This window comes from Staphylococcus sp. Ze2 (assembly GCF_048568365.1).
GTDB classification, from domain to species: domain Bacteria; phylum Bacillota; class Bacilli; order Staphylococcales; family Staphylococcaceae; genus Staphylococcus; species Staphylococcus xylosus.
The window spans coordinates 827137-848326 of sequence record NZ_CP183486.1; the positions used below are offsets into that span (position 1 = coordinate 827137).

At 33.0% G+C, this 21190-nt stretch carries 16 protein-coding genes; 8 read left to right on the forward strand and 8 right to left on the reverse strand.

Going from position 1 to position 21190, the window contains the following annotated elements; translation table 11 throughout:
- Positions 1-194 precede the first annotated feature (194 nt).
- The 4 genes from ACM591_RS03500 to ACM591_RS03515 form a co-directional block, all read right to left on the reverse strand.
- Positions 195-1511 carry a D-serine ammonia-lyase gene (locus ACM591_RS03500; protein WP_326026654.1) on the reverse strand — a complete coding sequence of 439 codons (1317 nt, stop codon included), beginning with the start codon at positions 1509-1511 and terminating at the stop codon, positions 195-197.
- A gap of 302 nt (positions 1512-1813) precedes the next feature.
- Positions 1814-3973, reverse strand: a complete 2160-nt coding sequence (locus tag ACM591_RS03505) for an RNA degradosome polyphosphate kinase (RefSeq protein ID WP_029378301.1) — start codon at positions 3971-3973, stop codon at positions 1814-1816.
- 68 nt (positions 3974-4041) lie between these two features.
- The gene (gene ppx, locus ACM591_RS03510; RefSeq protein WP_217972582.1) at positions 4042-5571 is read right to left on the reverse strand and encodes an exopolyphosphatase; all 1530 of its coding nucleotides are present in this window, start codon (positions 5569-5571) and stop codon (positions 4042-4044) included.
- A gap of 232 nt (positions 5572-5803) precedes the next feature.
- Positions 5804-7342 carry an AbgT family transporter gene (locus tag ACM591_RS03515; protein ID WP_029378303.1) on the reverse strand — a complete coding sequence of 513 codons (1539 nt, stop codon included), beginning with the start codon at positions 7340-7342 and terminating at the stop codon, positions 5804-5806.
- A 220-nt stretch (positions 7343-7562) separates the two neighbouring features.
- On the opposite strand from ACM591_RS03515, the gene ACM591_RS03520 reads away from it, so the two are divergent.
- Positions 7563-8381 (forward strand): SDR family oxidoreductase, encoded by an 819-nt coding sequence (locus tag ACM591_RS03520; protein WP_029378304.1) that lies wholly within the window; start codon positions 7563-7565, stop codon positions 8379-8381.
- Between the two features lie 669 nt (positions 8382-9050).
- Here ACM591_RS03520 and ACM591_RS03525 read toward each other — a convergent pair.
- On the reverse strand, positions 9051-10127 hold the full coding sequence (locus tag ACM591_RS03525) for a M42 family metallopeptidase (protein ID WP_029378305.1): 1077 nt from the start codon (positions 10125-10127) through the stop codon (positions 9051-9053).
- A 199-nt stretch (positions 10128-10326) separates the two neighbouring features.
- On the opposite strand from ACM591_RS03525, the gene ACM591_RS03530 reads away from it, so the two are divergent.
- Positions 10327-10845 carry a thioredoxin domain-containing protein gene (locus ACM591_RS03530; RefSeq protein ID WP_029378306.1) on the forward strand — a complete coding sequence of 173 codons (519 nt, stop codon included), beginning with the start codon at positions 10327-10329 and terminating at the stop codon, positions 10843-10845.
- A 55-nt stretch (positions 10846-10900) separates the two neighbouring features.
- On the opposite strand, the gene ACM591_RS03535 is transcribed toward ACM591_RS03530, so the two are convergent.
- Positions 10901-12484, reverse strand: coding sequence for an FMN-binding glutamate synthase family protein (locus tag ACM591_RS03535; RefSeq protein WP_326009211.1), 1584 nt, complete (start codon positions 12482-12484; stop codon positions 10901-10903).
- Positions 12485-12675: 191 nt separating this feature from the next.
- On the opposite strand from ACM591_RS03535, the gene ACM591_RS03540 reads away from it, so the two are divergent.
- The 4 genes from ACM591_RS03540 to ACM591_RS03555 all read left to right on the forward strand — a co-directional run bounded on the left by ACM591_RS03540 (position 12676) and on the right by ACM591_RS03555 (position 16395).
- Positions 12676-13452: a CPBP family intramembrane glutamic endopeptidase gene (locus ACM591_RS03540; RefSeq protein ID WP_029378308.1), complete on the forward strand. Its 777-nt coding sequence runs from the start codon at positions 12676-12678 to the stop codon at positions 13450-13452.
- A gap of 104 nt (positions 13453-13556) precedes the next feature.
- A complete protein-coding gene (locus ACM591_RS03545) occupies positions 13557-14207 on the forward strand; it encodes an ABC transporter ATP-binding protein (protein WP_029378309.1) in 651 nt (216 codons plus the stop codon).
- On the forward strand, positions 14204-14977 hold the full coding sequence (locus tag ACM591_RS03550; protein WP_029378310.1) for an ABC transporter permease: 774 nt from the start codon (positions 14204-14206) through the stop codon (positions 14975-14977). The genes ACM591_RS03545 and ACM591_RS03550 overlap by 4 nt, the downstream gene beginning before the upstream one ends.
- Positions 14978-15216: 239 nt before the next feature.
- Positions 15217-16395, forward strand: coding sequence for an MFS transporter (locus tag ACM591_RS03555; protein WP_029378311.1), 1179 nt, complete (start codon positions 15217-15219; stop codon positions 16393-16395).
- A 176-nt stretch (positions 16396-16571) separates the two neighbouring features.
- Here the strand turns inward: ACM591_RS03555 and ACM591_RS03560 are convergent, their stop codons facing one another.
- Both ACM591_RS03560 and ACM591_RS03565 read right to left on the reverse strand, forming a co-directional pair.
- On the reverse strand, positions 16572-17942 hold the full coding sequence (locus tag ACM591_RS03560) for a CitMHS family transporter (RefSeq protein ID WP_029378312.1): 1371 nt from the start codon (positions 17940-17942) through the stop codon (positions 16572-16574).
- Between the two features lie 263 nt (positions 17943-18205).
- A complete protein-coding gene (locus ACM591_RS03565) occupies positions 18206-19561 on the reverse strand; it encodes an APC family permease (RefSeq protein WP_029378313.1) in 1356 nt (451 codons plus the stop codon).
- A 175-nt stretch (positions 19562-19736) separates the two neighbouring features.
- Between ACM591_RS03565 and ACM591_RS03570 the strand changes: the two genes are divergently transcribed.
- Positions 19737-20333 (forward strand): YdeI/OmpD-associated family protein, encoded by a 597-nt coding sequence (locus ACM591_RS03570; protein ID WP_029378314.1) that lies wholly within the window; start codon positions 19737-19739, stop codon positions 20331-20333.
- Between the two features lie 259 nt (positions 20334-20592).
- Positions 20593-21141 carry a TetR/AcrR family transcriptional regulator gene (locus ACM591_RS03575; protein ID WP_029378315.1) on the forward strand — a complete coding sequence of 183 codons (549 nt, stop codon included), beginning with the start codon at positions 20593-20595 and terminating at the stop codon, positions 21139-21141.
- The last annotated feature ends 49 nt before the right edge of the window (positions 21142-21190 follow it).

A 21190-nucleotide genomic window follows, 5' to 3' on the forward strand; every position in this document is an offset into this window, starting at 1 on the left:
CATAAATAGATGTCTCGGACTTAGTATGTTTAGTCATCATTAACTAGGTGAGATAATAAAATTATTTTATTAAAAATTGTTTGCTATCCCACTTCGAACTTCTAAGTTTCAATATTAACAATAATAAAATTTAACTAAGGATGTAATTATTTGGAGTAGGTAATTTTTATATATTGTTGTAGCAAAGAGTGAAGTTAATATTGATTATTTTCAACTAAGTTCTTGCCATAATCTACGTAATTAAGCATTTCATCTTTAGGCACCATATTACCACCGGTTGCCCAAACGATATGGTTCGCATTTTCTACAGCAATTCCCTTATTAATCGCTGTTTGAGTTGCTGCATTTATACCAGCAAATCCAGAAGCTGCTGAAGGTTCAATGAATATGTGTTCCTTTTGGCTCAAAGTATATAAATATCGATACATTTGCTTATCTGATACAGTACATGCGCCATAAAGTAAGTTGTTCATTATTTGTCCAACGAGGCGAGAGGGACGTGATACTGCTAAACCGTCAGCATCTGTACGTCCATCCAAACCAATATCTGTGACAGCAATTTCATCATGAAGTTGTGTCATCATACCTAGTAACATGCATGGGGCATGCGTTGGTTCAACGAACACACAATAAACGTGATCACCAAAAATTTGATTTAAACCAAAAGCTACGCCACCGGGTCCACCACCAACTCCACATGGCAAATATACAAAGAGAGGATGCTCAGCATCAACTTGTATATTTTGTTCTCTAATTTGCGATTTTAATCTTAAAGCTGCTACGGCATAGCCTAAGAATAAATCGGCTGAGCCTTCATCATCTAAGAAATGACATGTAGGATCATGTTCAGCAGCTTTCCTGCCTTTTGCAACAGCAAATTGATAATCAGATTGATGTTCAATAACTTCTACCCCACGGTCGCGCAATAAATCTTTTTTCCATTGACGTGCGTCGCTCGACATATGGACTGTTACACTGAATCCAAGTTTTGCACTTATAATACCAATACTTAAACCAAGATTTCCTGTTGAGCCAACAGCTACATTATATTGGCTAAATAGTGCCTGATACTTTGGTTCAGCTAAAATACTGTAGTTATCACTATAGTTTAAATCACCTTGATCCATTGCAATGGTTTCTGCTAACTTCAGTACTTCATAGATGCCACCACGTGCTTTTATAGAACCAGATATCGCAAGGTGGCTATCGCATTTAAGCCATAATTTTTCTATCTTAGTTTGAAAGTCTGATTTCGTTAAAGCGTCTTGCATAAATGGAATATGTTTTAAAGGTGATTCTATTAAGCCATCATTTTTCTCGGTTTCAGGAAAAACTACACGAATATAGTTGCTAAACCTTTCTAATCTTGCGGCAGCTTCTTTAATATCATTAATAGAAAAAGGGAAAGATCCTGGTTTTTGAAAATTTGGATTTTCCCAGAATAAAGGTTTATAGTCTTGTAACTTATTAATTAAAGGAAACGTTTGTTTCAATTGATTGAGAGTGGTCATAGTCATCCTCCTACAGTTCGAATTCATTCTCATATATATTATAGCAAAGTGTTTTTAATCATCGGTGTATAGACGCGGATGATTAAAAACTTACTAAATGATTAAGTATCTGAGAAACATTGTGAGCCATGTGAGAGAGCATGGTTTCAGTTAACAAATAGAAACAGAAGTGGCATAGAAACCACGATTTAATTTGATTTCTATGCCACTTTTATGAGCTTATTAGATGAGCAGTACCTGCTCATCTAATAAGTAAAACACTTTAGAGGCGTGACTTTAAAATAAAGTGTTAAGAAATTAGTTTATTTTTTAAAAGATTTTCGTATTTTAGTAAACCAACCTTTGCGATTATTAGCTGACATAACTTGAGGTTGTGCAGATTTTTCTTGTAAAGATTGACCAAATTTAATAGCTTCATTCATAAGATATGCTTGTGAATTTAATGGTGACAAATTATTTTCAATATAGTGGTAGTTACCGTTTTGATCTTGGTAACGTCCTTTTTGATTATCAGAAAGTTGAAGATTCATATAATCTAATAGACGGCTTGCGATCGCTTTATCTTCAACAGGGAATAAAATTTCTACACGTTTAATCATATTTCTCGTCATCGCATCTGCAGAAGAGAGATAAATCTTATCTTCTCCATTATTATGGAAGTAATAAATACGAGAATGTTCTAGAAAGCGTCCGACTATGCTCACTACTTCAATGTTTTCACTGATTCCTGGGACTCCTGGTTTTAAGCAACAGATACCACGAATAATAAGTTGTACTTTGACACCAGCACAGGATGCTTCGAATAATTTGAGTATAATATCTTTATCAGTTAAAGAGTTCATCTTCATAATGATCTTTCCATTACCATGTTCTAGATGAGTCTTAATTTCATTATCTATACGAGCTAAAAAGACATCACGGATATCAAATGGAGCCACGATCAATTTGTTATAAACTGGTTTTATCGAATAGCCACTGAGATAGTTAAAAAAGTTAATTGCATCTTCGGCAATCTCATTGTTCGTCGTTATAATTCCCATATCAGTATATAGCTTAGCGGTTTTATCATTATAATTGCCGGTTCCTAGATGTACAAAAGAAGTAAGTTTATTGTTAATGCGTTTAACCACTAGCGAAATTTTACTATGTGTTTTTAAATGTGTCATACCATAAATAACATGGCAACCGGCATCTTCTAACATTCTAGCCCAATGGACATTATTTTCTTCATCGAAACGTGCTTTTAATTCTACCAAAACGGTAACTTGTTTGCCGTTTTCAGCAGCATTTTTCAGGCTATTGATGATAGGTGAGTCTTTGCTGACACGATAAAGCGTTTGTTTAATTGCAATCGTGTCAGGATCTTCGGATGCTTCACGTATAAAATCTACGATAGGCTCGAAAGATTCATAAGGGTGGTGGAAAAATATATCTCTTTTTAGTGATAGGTCATAAATATTATTATCACCTAAAGATTGTGGAATTTGTGGTACGTATTTATTATATTTTAAGTGTTTTAATTTATTAGATAAATGTTCAACTAAATCAGAAAGCATAGTTAAGTCGAGTGGCCCATCTAAGAAATAAACATCATTGTCTTGAACTTCTAATTGATTCATAATCCATACAATATCTTCATGTGTTGCATCTCTACCATCTACTTCTAAACGAACAGCTGTGCCACGTTTTCGTTCTTTTAAGAAACGCTCGATTTCTATTAATAAATCTTCTGCACCATCTTCGTGGATGGTTAAATCTGCATTTCTTGTAATTCTAAAGGTAAATGTATTTATGACATTAAACCCAGTAAATAAATCATTTATAAAATAAGTGATAATGTCTTCGACCATAATAATGTATTGCTTATCACCTTCATTAAATGCATAAAAACGTGGTATTAATGATGGGATTTGAACAATAGCAGAATTAATTTCATCAGGTGTATCGATGTTTACAAAAATGTTTAAACTCTTATTATTTAATTTAGGAAAAGGATGATAAGCATCGATACCTAACGGTGTCAAAGTAGGCAATATACCAACTTTGAATTCTGTTTCAAGTCGTGCCAAGAGCGTTTTAGGTAACTTATGAGGTTTTACGATTTCTACTTGATACTGACGTAAATCATTGATTAATTCATTATAAACTTCATATTGTAAATCAACGTTTTTCTTGTTTTTTATTTTAATCTGATCAAGTTGTTCTTTTGGTGTTAATTGTGCTTTGTTTTCTGGTTTATCATAGCCCAATTTCACTTGATCTTGTAGACCGGCTACTCGTACCATAAAAAATTCATCCAAATTTGAGCTGAATATAGAAACAAAGTTAAGCTGTTCTAATAATGGATTGTTTTTATCTTGTGCTTCTTGTAACACACGATAGTTAAAATCTAACCAACTCAGCTCTCTATTATTATAATGTTGTGGCGAATTTAAATATTTCTCTCCCAAATTTCTATGCATAACTGTTAATACACCTCATTAGTAGTCTTAGATACATGTTTTGCTACACTTAATTTATCATAAGAATTTTAAGATTTTGTAAAGATTATAGAAACATTTTCCTTTAATATTTTATCGATATGTTTCTTTTGTCTATGCGCTTGATATTCTTCAGCGATGGGCGCGCCATTATAGTAAACGTATAGGGTATAACCATCATTTTCATGTTTAAGATTTAAGCGCTCAACTGCACTTGTGTGAGAAATATTAAGTGCATTAACGAATTTTATAATGCCTCCTAGGGATTGAATATTATCTAGTTCCTTACCGCGAAGCCATTTTGTTTCATGACTAAAGAATTTTAATAGCGACTTATTTTTAAAACTTGCGAGCAACGCTAATTTGACACGATCTTCGTGCTTGAAGCCATCTATCATTGAATTGGCAATAATATAATAGGTATGTGGCGAACTAGAGTCCGCATCAATAAATCTACCTAGATAATACAAGTATGCCCCCTCAGCAAATAAAGATTTTTCTTTTTCTGAAACTTCAATTTTATCCCATTTTATTAATTGCTCTAAGAGTGATTGTGCTAATTTTACGCGTTGGTTAGCGCTAGTTTCTTCGATACCGTATTCATTCGCTAAATGATACAAAGCATCCGTTCTAATATTTTCTTTTTTAAATTCTTCAGGGTGGCGTTCGCCTATAACATTCATGGCATAGCCTTCACGAAGACCCTTTCGAGAGAATGTAAATTGAGTAGCATCTATTTTATTAAATAGAGTATTAAAGACTGCTACGGCTGGCAGTATAATATCCACACGGTCTCTACTTAGTCCATCAATATCCTTTAAATCATCACGTGAACTCTTTTTAATGATTGTATATACTTCATCAATATCTTTTTCAGACATTGTATAATTGTGCACACCGCCGATAGGGTACGAGTGTTCTGACTGATGAATTCGTGCTACGTTACGAGCAGAACCACCAATACCTACAAGTGCAACTTCTTGATTTTTTATCCATGGTAATTGATCAAATTGTTTAGATAAGAATTTTTCCATATCTTTAATTGCAGATTTGTCGTTATGATCTTTGCCATCGAAAAATTTGCGTTGTAAAGTAACGACTCCGAAAGGGAAACTATGCGATTCTATTAGCCTCTTATCTTTAAAAAGTGTAACTTCTGTTGAACCACCACCAATATCAACAGAAACACCATCATTAATGTCTGTAGTATGTGTAATAGCATAAAATCCATAAAATGCTTCTTCTTGATCGTTAATAATTTTAATTTTGATATTAAGTTCTTTTTTTATTTTTTCGATGATTTTATCTCTGTTTGTTGATTGTCTGATTGCTGCAGTAGCTACGGGATGCAATGCATCAACTTCGAATTTGTCTGCTACTTTTTTAAAGCTACTTAAGGTTTCAGTTAACACATTGATTCCATCGTCGCTCATTGCTAAATCTTCAGTTAGATACTGACTTAGCCTTGCGGGTGTTTTTATATTTAATAATTCATTTAATCCTGTTTTTTTATCAAATTCGAAAATAACCAATCTAATGGTATTTGATCCGATATCAATTAATCCTATACGTTCCATAATGCCTCCTAAAATATTTAATGAGGTAATTTATATTGTTCTATTTTATTTACCCATTTCTTAAGATTATATTACATTAAATATAATAATTTGTTACTAATTATTTTCATGCTGCTCAATAGAAAATAATTTGAAATAAATCGTATAAATTACAATGTGTAACATAAAAGAGACGAATCGGACAGTCAAATTTATACTGAAAGATTTGTCTCTTATGTGTGGAAATTTTTAAGTATTATTTCATATCTAACGGACCACCAGGACCTAATGGCCAACCTAACAAATACCAAATAATCATAAACAATGGCCAAACAATGCTTAAAATGATGGTATAAGGCATTAAACTTGAAAGTAAAGAACCTAATTTCATATGCTTGTCATATTTTTGCGCATAAGATAATAGTAGTGGTAAATATGGCATCATTGGAGTAATCGGATTACTGATGGAATCACCAATTCTATAAAGCATTTGTGTAAACGCGGGGTGAAATCCGACAAGCATTAACATTGGTATGAAAATAGGTGCCAAAATTCCCCATTTAGCCGATGCACTCCCTATCAATAGGTTAATGAGCCCACTTAATATGATAATACCTAAAATTAACACAATTCCATTTTGCCCTTGGAGCAATGAAGCTCCTTTAACAGCAACAATAACACCGAGATTACTCCACTCTAGGAATGCTAGTAGTTGCGCTGCAAAGAATACTATAACAATAAAGGACCCCATCGATCCCATAGAATCAGCTAACATTTTACCTAAGTCTTTAGAGTTATGAAATACTTTCATTTTGATTCCATATACTAAACCAGGTACTAAAAATAAGACTAAAATAATCAAACCTACGCCATTAATAATCGGTGCATCATTAAGTAAGCTACCTGTTTTAGCATTTCTTAGAAAACTGTTCTGTGGGATTGCTAAAAGAATGAGTAAAGCAATCATTGCGAAGAAGCTTATGTTTGCCCAAAAAACTGCTTTATTTTCTTCAGGTGTTAGTCCTTTATTTTCTTCATCAACTTTAATATCTGAGTTGGATGTATCATACGTTCCAAGTCTAGGAATGACAAATCGCATGGTTACCCAATATACAGATGGTAATAAAACGATAATACTAGCAGCTATAAAGTACCAATTCATTGCGACGTTTACGTGTACATTATCAGAAACTATTTTTGCTGCAGGCTCTGTAAAAGCATAAAGTAAAGCATCGGACATACCAATCATGACATTAGCCGAGAAACCACCAAGTGCTGATGCATAAGCCATAGCTAATCCAGCAATAGGATGGTAACCTAATTTAATAAATACCATGGCAGTAAGTGGTGGTAACACGATAGTAGCGGCATCACCAGCAGCATTACCTAAGATACCGACTAATATAATTACCGGAATTATAATTTTCTTTGGCGCTTTATGTACGACTTGTATCATCAATTTATCAAAGTAACCTGTTTTTTCCGATACGCCAATACCAAGCATGACTGCTAATACGAGACCTAGTGCGGGAAATTCAGAAAAATTCTTAATAGCATCATTCAATATCATTGATAAGCCATCGCTACTTAAAATACTTTTAATTGCAATGGTATCACCGCTTCCGGGATGTTTAACCGTGATAGAGAAAAATGAAATAATCCAAGTTAATACGGCGAGACCTAAGCACATTAAGAAAAATAAAATACTAGGGTCAGGTAATCTGTTCCCAATTTTTTCTACTATGTTTAAAAATCTATTGATAAGCGTTGGTTTTTCTTTTGAATTTAATGACATAATCCTTACCTCCCAATTAAGTTGTCGAAAGTATAACAAATTAAAGTTAATAATTAAATGAAAATTTTGACAATTTAAATAGTTGAACAAATTAAATGCTGTAAACGTTTTTATTTAAAAATCCTATTAAATGAAGTTTCGCAGGCAATTAAAAAAGGAACTGTATAACTGTTATGTCTTAAGAAGGAAAGTAATTTTAGAAAAGGAGTTGTGAGTAATTATGGGAAGATTAGAAGATAAAGTAGCTATATTAACAGGTGTTAGCACAGGTATTGGGGCTGCTACCGCACATGTTTTAGCTAAAGAAGGTGCTCATGTTATAGCAGTAGATATCTCAGAAAAAGTACACGATACCGTTAAAGAAATTAATAATGCAGGGTATAAAGCTTCAGGTTATACTGTTGATATTTCAGATGAACATGCTGTAGAACGATTTGTAGAAGCTATTAAAGAAAAATTTTCAACAATCGATGTACTCTTTAATAATGCGGGGGTTGATAATGCTGCTGGTAGGATACATGAATATCCTGTAGAAGTCTTTGATAAGATAATGGGAGTTGATCTGAGAGGGACATTTTTAATGACTAAGTTTTTCTTACCTTTAATGATGGATGAAGGTGGTTCTATTATTAATACGGCGTCATTCTCAGGTTTAGCAGCAGATTTAAATCGTTCAGGATATAATGCTGCAAAAGGTGGCGTAATTAATTTCACGCGTTCAACTGCAATTGAATATGGACGTGAGAATATTAGAGCGAATGCGATTGCACCAGGTACTATTGAAACGCCACTTGTCGATAAATTGACTGGGACTGCTGAGGAAGAATCTGGTAAAGCATTTAGAGAAAATCAAAAATGGGTTACACCTTTAGGTAGATTAGGAACACCAGAAGAAGTTGGGAAACTTGTTGCGTTTCTAGCTTCAGACGATAGTTCATTTATTACTGGTGAGACGATTACTATTGATGGTGGGGTAATGGCTTATACATGGCCTGGTGAAATGTTAAGTGATGATAGTTGGAAAAATACGACTAAATAAAAATAATGTATAAAAGAGAGAGGCTGAGACAAATATTTTGTCTCAGCCTCTCTTAGAACGTTGACAAACCCTTCGCGAATCAATGCGAAAGGTTTGTTTATTTTCTATTTTAAATAAATTTTTCAAAATAGTAGTAATCTTTCAGACCATTAATGGTCCTTTTATTAGCCACATTACGCTTTTTTAAGATTCATGTCAGCACAAATCAGTGTGATATCCATGGAAACTTTGTCATGGCTTCTATACCTCGTTCATCGCATACCACGCTGCACTTTTGCATCATCAAAGCTTCTCTCTACTGTTTGACTTCGCATTTTATATTGTTTTTTACTATATCCACCAATCTTATATATTCAACATAAACACCATCACTGTTTAATTTACATATATTATCATAATTTTTTTGTCATGTTGGCAGTGGTTTATGCCGACTCCTGCGGGAATAGCACTAGCCGAAGACTACAGGCTAAGGCATTGCCCGCGGAAAGCGTGCATAAAAAAATGCCAACAAAGTCGGAGACATTGTCTCAGCCTCTCTTATTAAGCATAAATTGGCAGTAGTTTAAAGCCCTGCTGATATGCTAATTGTATTATGCATTTTTACGTAGTGTGTGATTATTAACATATAAAAATTAGTTAAATAAAATTACTCAAGATATGTTAGAAAGATTACCAAATAATTTCTTCTACAACGTCATCATTTAGAGATTTAACAATTTCAGTCACAAGTGCAACTGAATTCTTGTAATCATCTGTGTGTAGTACCGACACATTTGAATGCATATAACGTAAGGCGACACCGATAGAAACAGTTGGTATGCCTTCATTCGCAACATGTATACTACCAGCATCAGTACCGCCACCAGCTGTAGTATCTAATTGAATAGAAATGTTGTGTTTCTTAGCTACCTCTTTAATATGTTTGGTAAAGCCAACATGGCCGATATTAGAAGCATCCATAATAATGACAACAGGTCCATTACCAATAGCTGTATCACTCACTTGTCCAGACATTCCTGGTGTGTCATATGCAATTGCAACGTCAACAGCGATAGCTAAGTCGGGTTTGATTTTATTAGCAGCAACTTTAGCACCACGTAGGCCAACTTCTTCTTGAACATTTGCACCAGCGACTAAATTGACATCGATGGTTTCATTTTTTAATTGTTGTAACACATCAACAGCAAGTGCACATCCATAGCGATTATCAAATGCTTTTGCAGTTAAATATTTGTTGTTAGCTAATGTTTCAAATTCACTATATGGCGTAATCATATTTCCAATTTCAATACCGAATTGCTCGGCTTCTTTTTTACTTTTAACACCAATATCTATAAACATTTCTTTCATATCAATCGTTTTTTTACGTTCTTCAGGTGATAGTACGTGCGGTGGTTTAGAACCGATAATGCCTCTGATTTTCTTACCTTTGTCTGTTGTGACAGTAACTTTTTGTGACAACATGACTTGATTCCACCAACCTCCAATTGGAGTGAATTTTAAAAATCCATCATTATCAATTTTAGTAACGATGAAACCAATCTCGTCTAAATGCCCAGCAACCATCAATGTCTTGTTACCATTTGTTGCGGATTTTTTACCAAAAATTCCTCCAAGATTGTCTTCTACGATTTCGTCACTTACTGGTGCCAAATAATCATGCATTAAAGCCTTCACTTTCATTTCATGACCTGCGATGCCGTCGACATCAGTTAAAGTTTTTAATAGTTGTACTGATTGATTCATATTAACCCTCCCAAGTTTGATTTATAGACATATTTTACCATTTTAAGATTAATAGCATATAGTCATTTGATTTAAATGGAAATTGATAAGAACTGTATAAATATAAAAATAAATCATACTAATTCACTAAGACTAAAAGTGTGCAATAAACAAACAATCGTGTTTCAATAAATACATTAGATAAAGTGGAGGGGTTAAAATGACAAAAGTTAATTATCTTACATTGGGTTCAAATGAAGCACCAATTCAAGTCGAATCTTTTATTAATTTTGCATGTCCATATTGTAAGAACTATTTTAGAGCTGCAGACAAGGCACTTAAACCATTTATTGATGCAGGTAAAGTGCAACATGTGATTAAACATTTTGATAAAACTAAGCAAGCCTTACTAAAAGGAACAGTTGCTAATATACATTTAGATTATCAAAAAGTTAATGAAACGATAGAAGTTATACGCGACTTATACGATACGCAAGATGAATGGAAAAAGAGTTTTACTGCAATTGAAGAAAAAATGACTCAAACATTTAACTTAACACCTAACAAAGAAGCGGACGAACGTTCATTAGCAATTAATGAAGAAACATTTAAACGTGGTATTAAAGGTATTCCAACAGTATTTATTAATGAAGTTCAACTTGAGTTCAATCCATTAAAAGATGAACAGAATGAAATAGAAACATTAATTACTGACAAAATAAATCAACTAAACAGTTAAAAATAAAAACACTATGACAGCAATTAGAAAAGCTTGTCATAGTGTTTTTTAATTTTTATTCATGCTCAATTAGTTTTAATTTATAGTCTTGGATAGATTGAATACTGCCATCATTATTTTTGATAATAATATGATCTTTAGTAATTTGTGTCGGTGATTCAACACCAACCGCAGCTGCAATATTAAATAAACCTTCATGCAAACTTGTTACAAAGTTAGTCACACGGTATTTTTTCTCATCAATAATTAGGCCTTTTTCTCTTTTGGGGTCTGTTGTGGCAACGCCTACAGGGCAAGTGTTCATGTGACATTGTTGACTCATAATACAACCTACGCTAATCATCATGCCACGAGCTATGTTGATTAAATCGGCACCTAAACCAAGCGCAATTGCAATCTTATCGGGTGTGATTAGCTTGCCTGAAGCGAATATTTTAATGCGATCTCGAATGCCGTACTTTTCTAGTAAAGAAGTGAGTATAGGTAGTGCTGTAAAAAGGGGTAAACCTACACCATCTTCTAATTCTTGGAAAGTTGCGCCAGTTCCGCCTTCACCACCATCTATGGTTATAAAGTTTGGGTATTGTTGTGTGTCAACCATTGTTCGTACTAACTCTTCTATCTCTGAGACCTTACTAATTACAATTTTAAAACCAACAGGTTTTTGACCAAGTTCCTGTAATTGATGTACCCAAGAAAGTAATGCAACGGGATTATCGATTTGATCAAAACGATTAGGTGAATTTATCGTCTTCCATGGTTCAACTTTACGAATTTCTGCAATTTCTTCAGTGACTTTATTACCTTGCATATGACCGCCTCTTGTTTTAGCACCTTGAGCTAATTTGATTTCAAAAGCTTTAACTCGTGGATGCTGTGATAAATCTCTAAAGGCGTCTGTATCAAAATTGCCTTCTTTATCACGGACTCCGAATAGACCTGGTCCAATTTGGAAAATAATATCTACGTCACCAGAAAGATGGTGTTTTGATAGTCCACCTTCCCCAGTATTCATCCAAGTGCCAGCTTGTCCTAAACCTTTGGAAAGGGCAGTGATTGCATGACTACCTAGCGCACCATAACTCATACCAGATTGGCCAACCAAACGTTTTAATTTGAAAGGTTGTTCAAGATCTGGTCCGAGAATAATTTGATTATCATCTGATAAATAATAAGGGTCAATTTCTGTTTTAATTCTATGCTCATCACGATCAAATAGACGTTCATTGTCTATCTGATAAATAAAAGAAGATATCATAGGTGATTGGTCAATGTGTAATTCTGATGATTGTAATGGAAACATAGTGTTTTGAATATAAAAGCCATCTTCATAATCACGTTGAGTACCGAAACTTGTCATTCTAGAATTGTATTTGCCTGCTAAAACGATATTAGTGAAATCATTTCTAGAAAAAGGTTTACCCTTAGTATCTGGCAAAAAAAGATATTGGCGTAATTCCGGGCCTATTTTCTCACCAAAATAACGTATTCTAGCTAACAAAGGATAATTACGTAATACGCTATGTTGTTTTTGACGCTTATCTTTAAATAGTAATAGTGCTCCTATAATAAGCCCACTTATTAGAAATAAAACAATGATTATATTAACAATAAACTGTAGTACGGTTAATATTGTCATAAAGCATCCCCCCATTTAACTATATGTTACAACAAAATGATCATTTTACAATAAAATAACCGGATAAAGAAAAAGTCACTTAATATTAAAGTTATAAAAAATGAAATAACACTAAAAATTTTATAAAACATATATAAGTAATTTGAATCATGATATATTTATAATATATAAATATGAAGGAAGGTGCCTTGATGAATGACAAATCAACGTTAAAAAGAACGGAACCAATACAAGAAAAAAATAAATGGCAGAATAAGCATATAGTGAAAAGAGATTTCTGGCTTATTCCTTTTTATATACTATTCAATCAAGTTGTACCTTTAATTGTCTTAGCTGTAATATTTGAATTTTCATTTTTACTTAACAATAAAAATGAAGTAGTAGGCAATGATTACATAATTATAGGTAGCGTAATCTCCGAAATTATTATTTTGCTAAGTTTTTATTTAATACATAAGAAACATCGATTAATACCGATTGCGATAAAGCGCTTTAAGAGAGCCCAAAAATATTTATTAATAATTTTGGTGACTTATATTGTTTCACTATTATTAATTACTGGATATGAATGGATGACAGATTTTTTGCCTGAATCTCTTCAATATGGAGAAACTCAAAATCAAATGTTACTAGAAGAATTGTTTAATAATAATTGGATGCTACCAATGTTGTTTATAGACATCGTTATTTTAACGCCTTTTATTGAAGAATTATTATTTAGACACTTAATTATTCATGAATTAGGTAAAAAAATAACCTATGGTTTTGCTACAGTTCTGTCTGTAATCCTTTTCGCGAGTGTACATGTTATGGGTGCCACGTCACCTTTCGAAATAGGGAGTTATATAATAATTGGTGCCAGTCTAGCCTTTGTTTATCTAAAAAGTGGCATGAATTTAGCTGTTTCTATCACACTACATAGTTTAAATAATTTTATATCATTTATAGCTATTGTTATCTTAAAATAATTTTTAATAATGAGTTGTTAACTTATATTTTTGTAGAAACTGGTTATTTCTATCATTTATTAGGGAATAATGGTGAGTAAAGCAAATATTAGGGAGGCCTTAGCATGTTAGAACTGAAAAATGTTTCATATCATGTTGATAACCGTGACATCATCAACAATATTTCTTTAAAAATTGAACAAGGAGACACTATTGCGATTGTAGGTCCTTCAGGAAGTGGGAAAAGTACACTAATGCGTTTGATTAATAATTTAATTAGTCCTACAGAAGGTGAACTTTATTTGAACGGTGAGCCTTACAATCAGATTGATCCAGAAACATTGCGTATGAAAATTAGTTATCTATTACAAGAAAGTGACTTGTTTGATAGAACTATAGGAGAGAATTTAGCTTTTCCAGCAGAAGCGCGCAATGATAAATTTGATCGCAAAAGAGCAAAATATTTATTGAAGTCTGTAGGTTTGGGTCATTACAATTTTAATACAAGGGTTAATCATTTATCCGGTGGTGAAAGACAGAGAATAACTATAGCAAGACAGTTAATGTACAAACCACAGATACTATTACTAGATGAGGCGACTAGTGCACTAGATGAGCAAAATAGTGAAAAAATTGAAAAACTAATTTTTCAAATGGCTAAAGAAGGAGTCTCTATTTTATGGATTACTCATAGTAATGAACAAAGTATTAGGCACTTTAAAAAAAGAATTAGAATTGTTAAAGGTCGAATTGCACAGGAGGATGATTTATCATGAGTACAACTGCGTTAGCATTAACCGGTCTTCTGTTGCTATTTCCTATTATCGTCTCTTATAAAGAAAAATTACATATAATTAAAGATTTATTAGTTGCTACATTACGTGCAGTGGTACAACTGGTCATATTGGGTTATCTCTTACATTTTATTTTTGGTGTTAATCAAAAGTGGCTACTGCTTATATTTGTATTGATAATCATTATAAACGCTTCTTGGAATACAATAAGTAGGGCTTCACCAGTCATGCATCATGTGTTTTGGATTTCATTTATGTCCATATTCGTTGGTGTTGCCTTGCCATTAGTTGGTGTTATCTTAACTGGTGCGATACAGTTTAAACCGAATGAAGTTATACCGATAGCAGGTATGTTAGGAAGTAATGGTCTGATAGCCATCAATTTAGCCTATCAAAATTTAGATAAAGAATTTGTGAAAGAAATGAGTCAAATAGAAGCTAAATTAGCTTTAGGCGCGACCCCTAAGTTATCCTCTAAGGCAACTATTAGAAACAGCATTAAAACTGCAATTGTACCTACGATTGATTCTGTAAAAACATATGGTATTGTCTCTATACCTGGTATGATGACCGGTTTGATATTAGGCGGCGTTGCACCATTAGAAGCAGTGAAGTTTCAGTTAATGGTTGTATTTATCCATACAACTGCGACGATTATGTCAGCTTTAATTGCGACTTACCTAAGCTATAAACAATTCTTTAATCACCGAGATCAACTGATCGGACGCCACATGCATACGAAAGAAAGATAATGGTTACTTATCATATTTATAAATTAGGCGAAATACCAACAAAGTTACGTGTTTTGTTGGTATTTTTTGCGTTTTTTTGAACTTCTAAATTTTAACGATACAAAGACGAATTGTTATTTTAATACCTGACGATATATAGGTAACCATTGTTATTTTAAAATATTCAAACGTGTTGACGAATGGTTTATAATATAGTGGTTATGTAAAAATAAAAATTTATTAAAGGGAGGAGTGAATTTATGTCAGTGATGAGAATCGCAACATTCATTTTAAGTATATTTATAGTAGGTATGGTTGAAATGATGGTTGCTGGGATTATGAATTTAATGAGCAATGATTTGCATGTATCAGAAGCGATAGTGGGTCAGTTAGTGACTCTATATGCGATCACATTTGCTATAGCCGGTCCAATCTTAGTAAAATTAACTAATCGCTTTTCACCGAGGCCAGTCTTATTATGGGCGTTAACAATTTTTATTATAGGGAATGTAATTATTGCTATGGCGCCTAATTTTTCAATCTTAGTGTTTGGACGTATTTTATCATCTGCTGCGGCAGCGTTAATCGTGGTGAAAATCTTAGCATTAACTGCTTTATTAACAGCTCCACAGCACCGTGGAAAAATGATTGGGATTGTTTATTCAGGGTTTAGTGGTGCTAATGTATTTGGTGTGCCTATTGGGACAATTATAGGTGACTTAGTAGGATGGAGATATACATTCTTATTTATCGTCGTAGTCAGTGTGCTAGTTGGTATACTAATGTACTTTTATGTACCACAGCCACAATTTGAAATGCCAAAAGCAGGTACAGAAACAACGCAACGTACAAGTAGTTATTCTAAAATATTGAGACCGGCAGAAATTGTAAAATATTTGAGTATAACGTTTTTACTACTCGTTGCCAATTCAGTGACGTTTATTTATATTAATCCATTGATGCTGAAAAGTGGCCATGATTTATCCTTTGTGTCTATCGCATTGTTGATTAATGGTGTAGCAGGTGTAATAGGGACATCAATGGGTGGATTCTTATCTGATAAACTCACAAGTAAACGTTGGTTAACGATTGCGACAACCATTTTTATCGTTATGATGTTAATCTTAAATGTTTTCTTACCAGGTACAGGCCTATTATTGATGGTTATCTTTATTTGGAATATCATGCAGTGGAGTACAAATCCAGCTGTACAAAGTGGTGTCATTGAACATGTAGAAGGTGATACGAGCCAAGTCATGAGTTGGAATATGTCTAGCTTAAATGCAGGTATTGGTATAGGTGGTATAGTAGGGGGCTTAGTCGTTTCAAAAGTAGATGTTTTTGCAACAACTTACTTTAGTGCGGCGATTGCGTTATTAGCCTTTATATTAATCATTAGTTTGAAAAATGTCGCGAAATTTAACAAAGCTCAGGTTTAAGAATTATAAATAATAACATGTAAAAATTAACCATGTATATAACTTATGATTAATCAAAAAATTGTTTAAATCAACTAACTTAAAGATAAATAATGGGGACAACTATCCGATACTAAGCTTTACTTAATATCTTGGATAGTTGTCCCCATTTTAAGTTCAAATTTAAATTAGTAATTTTAGATTGCTACCACGCCGATCAATACAGCGATAATTAACATAATAATAGCAAATCCCCATATCCAGAAAAAGGCATATTTTATATATGTCCCCATATTTGCCTCTGCAAGGCCAATTGCTAACCATAAGGCTGGTGAGAATGGGCTGACAAAGGTTCCGATGATATTACCAATTATCATTGCGTATGCTGTAGATATAGCAGGGACACCAAATTGACCAGCAGTCTGTTCTACAATTGGAAGCACAGCAAAATAATAAGCATCTGTACTCGTGAGTAAATCAAGTGGTACACCAAAAATACCTACAATAATATGTAAATATGGACCAACTGCATCTGGAATAATAGCTATAAAGTTTAAAGCTATTGCTTCTAGCATACCAGTTTTATTTAGTACGCCTAAAAACATTCCTGCTGCTAAAATTACAGCTGCCATCATTAACGCATTGGGCGCGTGTGCTTTCAAACGGCTCATTTGTTCATCTACATTTGGGAAATTGATTACCAATGCGATTGCAACACCTATCATGAAAGCGAATTCTGGTGGTGCAATATTAGCTAACATCATGACGATAATTATAATCGTTAGTAACCCATTAACCCAATTAATCCATGGTTTAGATACGGCAGTTCCACGTACGGGAAATTTTACTGCCTGATCTTTTTCGTAATTATCCACAATTTTATGAATATCTAAATGTTGTGTGTCTCTAACTTCACCTTTATTTATAGCTTTGTTAATTCTAGCCTTCTCTCGAAGTCCTAAATAAGCTGCAAAAAACAGTACAAGTGCAAAGCCTGTTAATTGAATAGGTATAATTCCGTACCAAAGTTCATTGACATTTTTGACATTTAACACTGAAGCAGTACGTGCCATAGGACCGCCCCAAGGTACCATGTTCATAATAGCAGCACTTAGTGCTAATAATAGTAGTAATAAATACCGATTCATATTCAACGCTTTATAAAGTGGTAATAATGCCGGGATAGATAATAAAAAAGTTGTTGCTCCAGCACCATCAAGTTGTGCGAAGATACCTATTAAAGCAGTAACGATACAAACTACTATGACGTTACCTCTAGTAAGTAGGATTAATCTTTTTACAAGCGGTTTAAATAAACCACTATCACTCATTATACCAAAGAATATAATAGCGAAAATAAACATAATAACAACATTTATAACTTGATCTAATCCACTATTGAAAAATTTTACTAAATCCCCAACATTGTATCCTAAAAGTAATGCGCCAATACTCGGTATTAAAATCATACCAACTACAGGACTAATACGTTGCGCAATTAATAAGCCTACAATAGAAATGATAATCACTAGGCCTACAATTGTTAACCAAATACTCTCTTGTTGCATAGTACTTCCCCTCCCCTAATTTAAAGCGCTTACAAAAAACGAAACATCATTTGATTAATTTGTAATGATTATAGATAATTGTAACAAAATTGAATATTGTTAAGTGATTATTGTTGTATTATTTCATATTAATTTGCTTATATTAAATAATAAGTAAAACAAATACAGGAGATAAAGGTATATTTTTTAAATGTACAATATAAAAAAGGAAGCAGATTGAAATTATATAATTTCTAATCTGCTTCCTATCAAAGATAATTTTGTTAATTTGTTTTTTCTGAAAGTTGAGTTGTATTTAAATGTATATCATTTATATTTAAACTAGCTTTGCTATTTGAAATTTGTGCAATAGCAAGTGAAAGTAGAATATAAATTAAAGTACCTATAATATAACTAATTTTCAAATCAGATATTAATAAATAAGACTGATATAGTAAAACAATTATAGCAGTAATTGCTATAACGATTAGTACTGGATAGGGTACTTTAAAAGGTGATTGCTTATAGGCATCAGGATATTTTTTAGGTAATTGTGTTACAGCTAATGCAGGAAACGCAAATACTATTAATGATATGCCTGTACCTAATTGAGCAACAACATTTAGCGACATACCCGTAACGATAGGTAGCGCACCTATAATATAAAAAATAAGTAGTAACCAATGTGGTGTGCCAAATCGCTTGTTCACGTGTCCTAAGGATTTGGGCAAGTAACCGTCATGAATTGCGATTAATAAACTTTTAGTTACCCAAGTAAAAGTTGAGTTAAGCGTTGTAGCTAAAGCAAACATTGCGCCACCAATCATAAAGAAAATAAAAATGGGAGTAGGTAGTATTTCTTTTGCTACGCTAGTTAAAGGTCTGCCTGCTACTTCAGGAATCGGTAAAACACCAACTGCAATTGATGCAATAAAGGCATATAATATACCAACAAAAATAGTAGCTACAATTATAACAATTGGTATATCTCTTTTTGGATTTTTCATTTCTCCACCTAATTCAGCAACAACCTGTGCGCCACCAGTAGCGAAAGAAACTAAACCTACAGCAGTGAAGAATCCTGTAAATCCATCTGGGAACATTGAGTTAGAATTAAATACGTCAAAATTAACATGCGGTATACCAAAGATGATGAAACAAGATAGAGCTACAATTAAAGTGATTACCATCAAATTTCCTATAATTGATGCAGACTTTATGCCAATGATATTCACAATAAATAAAATAGTTAACAATGAGAAGGCGACAGTTCTAACTGGTACACCAGGAAAAAGGCCTTCTAAATATTGCGCAAATGATAGCGCATATAAGGATAAGGTGATTTGTAAAAACATAAATAACATCAGCCAAAAAACACCTGTTTTAGGGGACAATAAACGACTAGTATATTGGTACATGCCTCCGGTAGTAGGTAATGTTGAACCTAATATAGCAATTGGAAACATAGTCAGTAACGTTATAACAGCAGATAAAATGAAGGCTGGTGTTATACCACTACCTGTCATCTGTATGCCAATACCAGTTAATGACATGACACCAGCTCCGATAATTTGACCAATCGCAATTCCCAAAACATCTGTAAGACCTAACACTTTTTTTAAATTTGTTGCTTGTTGCATTCAACCACCTCTATATACTATGTAATTGTAAAAATAATAAAAAAATCATAACATAATATGCACCTAATTCATAGTACATCAATCGGAAAACTTGGTTTAAAGATAAAAATAACCGAAATAGAGCGTTTTATAGTAGAATGAAAATAAATGAAAAATATAATGAGGTGCAATTGTTATGACAAATCAACAAAATCATATAAAAGTAGATGCATTTATCGATAGATTAAAACAGTGGCAAGATGAATTTAAATTGATGCGTGAAATTATTAGAGAAACGGAATTAGTTGAGGATTATAAATGGATGCACCCTTGTTATACATTAGAAGGTAAAAACGTAGTGATTGTCCAAGACTTCAAGCACTATTGTGCATTGTTATTTGAAAAAGGTACAATTATGGAAGATCCTTATCAAACGTTGATTCAACAAACTAAAAATGTCCAGGCAGCTAGACAATTACGCTTTGAAAGTTTAGAAGATATCGAAAGACGTAGAGAAGAAATTAAATGGTATATTGAAGAAGCCATAAGAATTGAAAAATCAGGTGAAAAAGTGCCAATGAAAGAAACAAAAGACTACGAAATGCCAGTAGAATTACAAGCAAAATTTGAGGAAAGGCCGGAATTAGAAAAAGCATTTCATCAGTTAACTCCTGGTAGACAGAGACAATATATGTATTACATTGGACAGGCTAAAAGAGCTTCAACGCGTGAGGATCGCGTGTTGAAATATATAAATCATATTTTAGATGGTAAAGGCATAAATGATAAATAATTTTTAAAACGCGTAAAATACTACGGCTGGGGCTCATAATTAGTGTCTCAGCCTTTAATTATCCTTCTTATTACAAGTGACATGGCAACGTATTTAAAATAAAATATATTATAAAATATGATAATATACCTATGTCTTTAATTTAGAAGTTATAGAAAAATAAAGTTGCAACTTTAGTGTTTATCGTATATAGTTTGCTCGAATATAAAATACTACGAGACAACAGGTCAGATAGTACATTGAGAAAGAAGGTGTATGAATGCCAAGAGTTTCCAAACGGATACAATTATTACAGGCAGCTGCAACTATCGTGGATGAACAAGGTAGTGAATATTTAACTTTAGATGCTGTTGCTAAAAAAGCTGGTGTCAGTAAGGGTGGTTTATTGTATCATTTTCAAAATAAATTTGCGTTAATACAAGGGCTTGTTGATCATGCAGATGAACTATATCGCAACAATGTTAATGAACATGTAGAAAAAGATAATAATAAGAATGGTAAATGGGTTCGTGCTTTTATCGAAGCAACTCGTGAACATCGTGCTGAAAATGGTTCGATTACATCTGGTATGCTTGCTGCCCAAGGCATAAACAGTAATTTACTATTACCATTACAGGACACATACAAAGAATGGCAACATAATATTGAAAATGATGGTCTAGATAAAGTAGACGCTACAATAATTAGGTTGGCAGTTGATGGATTGTGGTTGTCAGAAATTTTCGGTTTAGATAATTTAGATGAATCGATGAGAGAAAAAGTCTTGGACAGGTTGACCGAATATACTCAAATTGATAAAAATGACTAAATTATTCTTTGAACCTATGTAATTTATAAAAAAATAATAAAATGAATAA

What these genes read in the sequence shown, in the direction of transcription:
- ACM591_RS03570 (WP_029378314.1), top strand. Translation starts at nt 19,737, where the DNA reads ATGACAAATCAACAAAATCATATAAAAGTAGATGCATTTATCGATAGA.
- ACM591_RS03545 (WP_029378309.1), top strand. Translation starts at nt 13,557, where the DNA reads ATGTTAGAACTGAAAAATGTTTCATATCATGTTGATAACCGTGACATC.
- ACM591_RS03525 (WP_029378305.1), bottom strand. Translation starts at nt 10,127, where the DNA reads ATGAATCAATCAGTACAACTATTAAAAACTTTAACTGATGTCGACGGC.
- ACM591_RS03540 (WP_029378308.1), top strand. Translation starts at nt 12,676, where the DNA reads ATGAATGACAAATCAACGTTAAAAAGAACGGAACCAATACAAGAAAAA.
- ACM591_RS03555 (WP_029378311.1), top strand. Translation starts at nt 15,217, where the DNA reads ATGTCAGTGATGAGAATCGCAACATTCATTTTAAGTATATTTATAGTA.
- ACM591_RS03520 (WP_029378304.1), top strand. Translation starts at nt 7,563, where the DNA reads ATGGGAAGATTAGAAGATAAAGTAGCTATATTAACAGGTGTTAGCACA.
- ACM591_RS03530 (WP_029378306.1), top strand. Translation starts at nt 10,327, where the DNA reads ATGACAAAAGTTAATTATCTTACATTGGGTTCAAATGAAGCACCAATT.
- ACM591_RS03535 (WP_326009211.1), bottom strand. Translation starts at nt 12,484, where the DNA reads ATGACAATATTAACCGTACTACAGTTTATTGTTAATATAATCATTGTT.
- ACM591_RS03505 (WP_029378301.1), bottom strand. Translation starts at nt 3,973, where the DNA reads ATGCATAGAAATTTGGGAGAGAAATATTTAAATTCGCCACAACATTAT.
- ACM591_RS03575 (WP_029378315.1), top strand. Translation starts at nt 20,593, where the DNA reads ATGCCAAGAGTTTCCAAACGGATACAATTATTACAGGCAGCTGCAACT.
- ACM591_RS03515 (WP_029378303.1), bottom strand. Translation starts at nt 7,342, where the DNA reads ATGTCATTAAATTCAAAAGAAAAACCAACGCTTATCAATAGATTTTTA.
- ACM591_RS03565 (WP_029378313.1), bottom strand. Translation starts at nt 19,561, where the DNA reads ATGCAACAAGCAACAAATTTAAAAAAAGTGTTAGGTCTTACAGATGTT.
- ACM591_RS03550 (WP_029378310.1), top strand. Translation starts at nt 14,204, where the DNA reads ATGAGTACAACTGCGTTAGCATTAACCGGTCTTCTGTTGCTATTTCCT.
- ACM591_RS03500 (WP_326026654.1), bottom strand. Translation starts at nt 1,511, where the DNA reads ATGACCACTCTCAATCAATTGAAACAAACGTTTCCTTTAATTAATAAG.
- ACM591_RS03560 (WP_029378312.1), bottom strand. Translation starts at nt 17,942, where the DNA reads ATGCAACAAGAGAGTATTTGGTTAACAATTGTAGGCCTAGTGATTATC.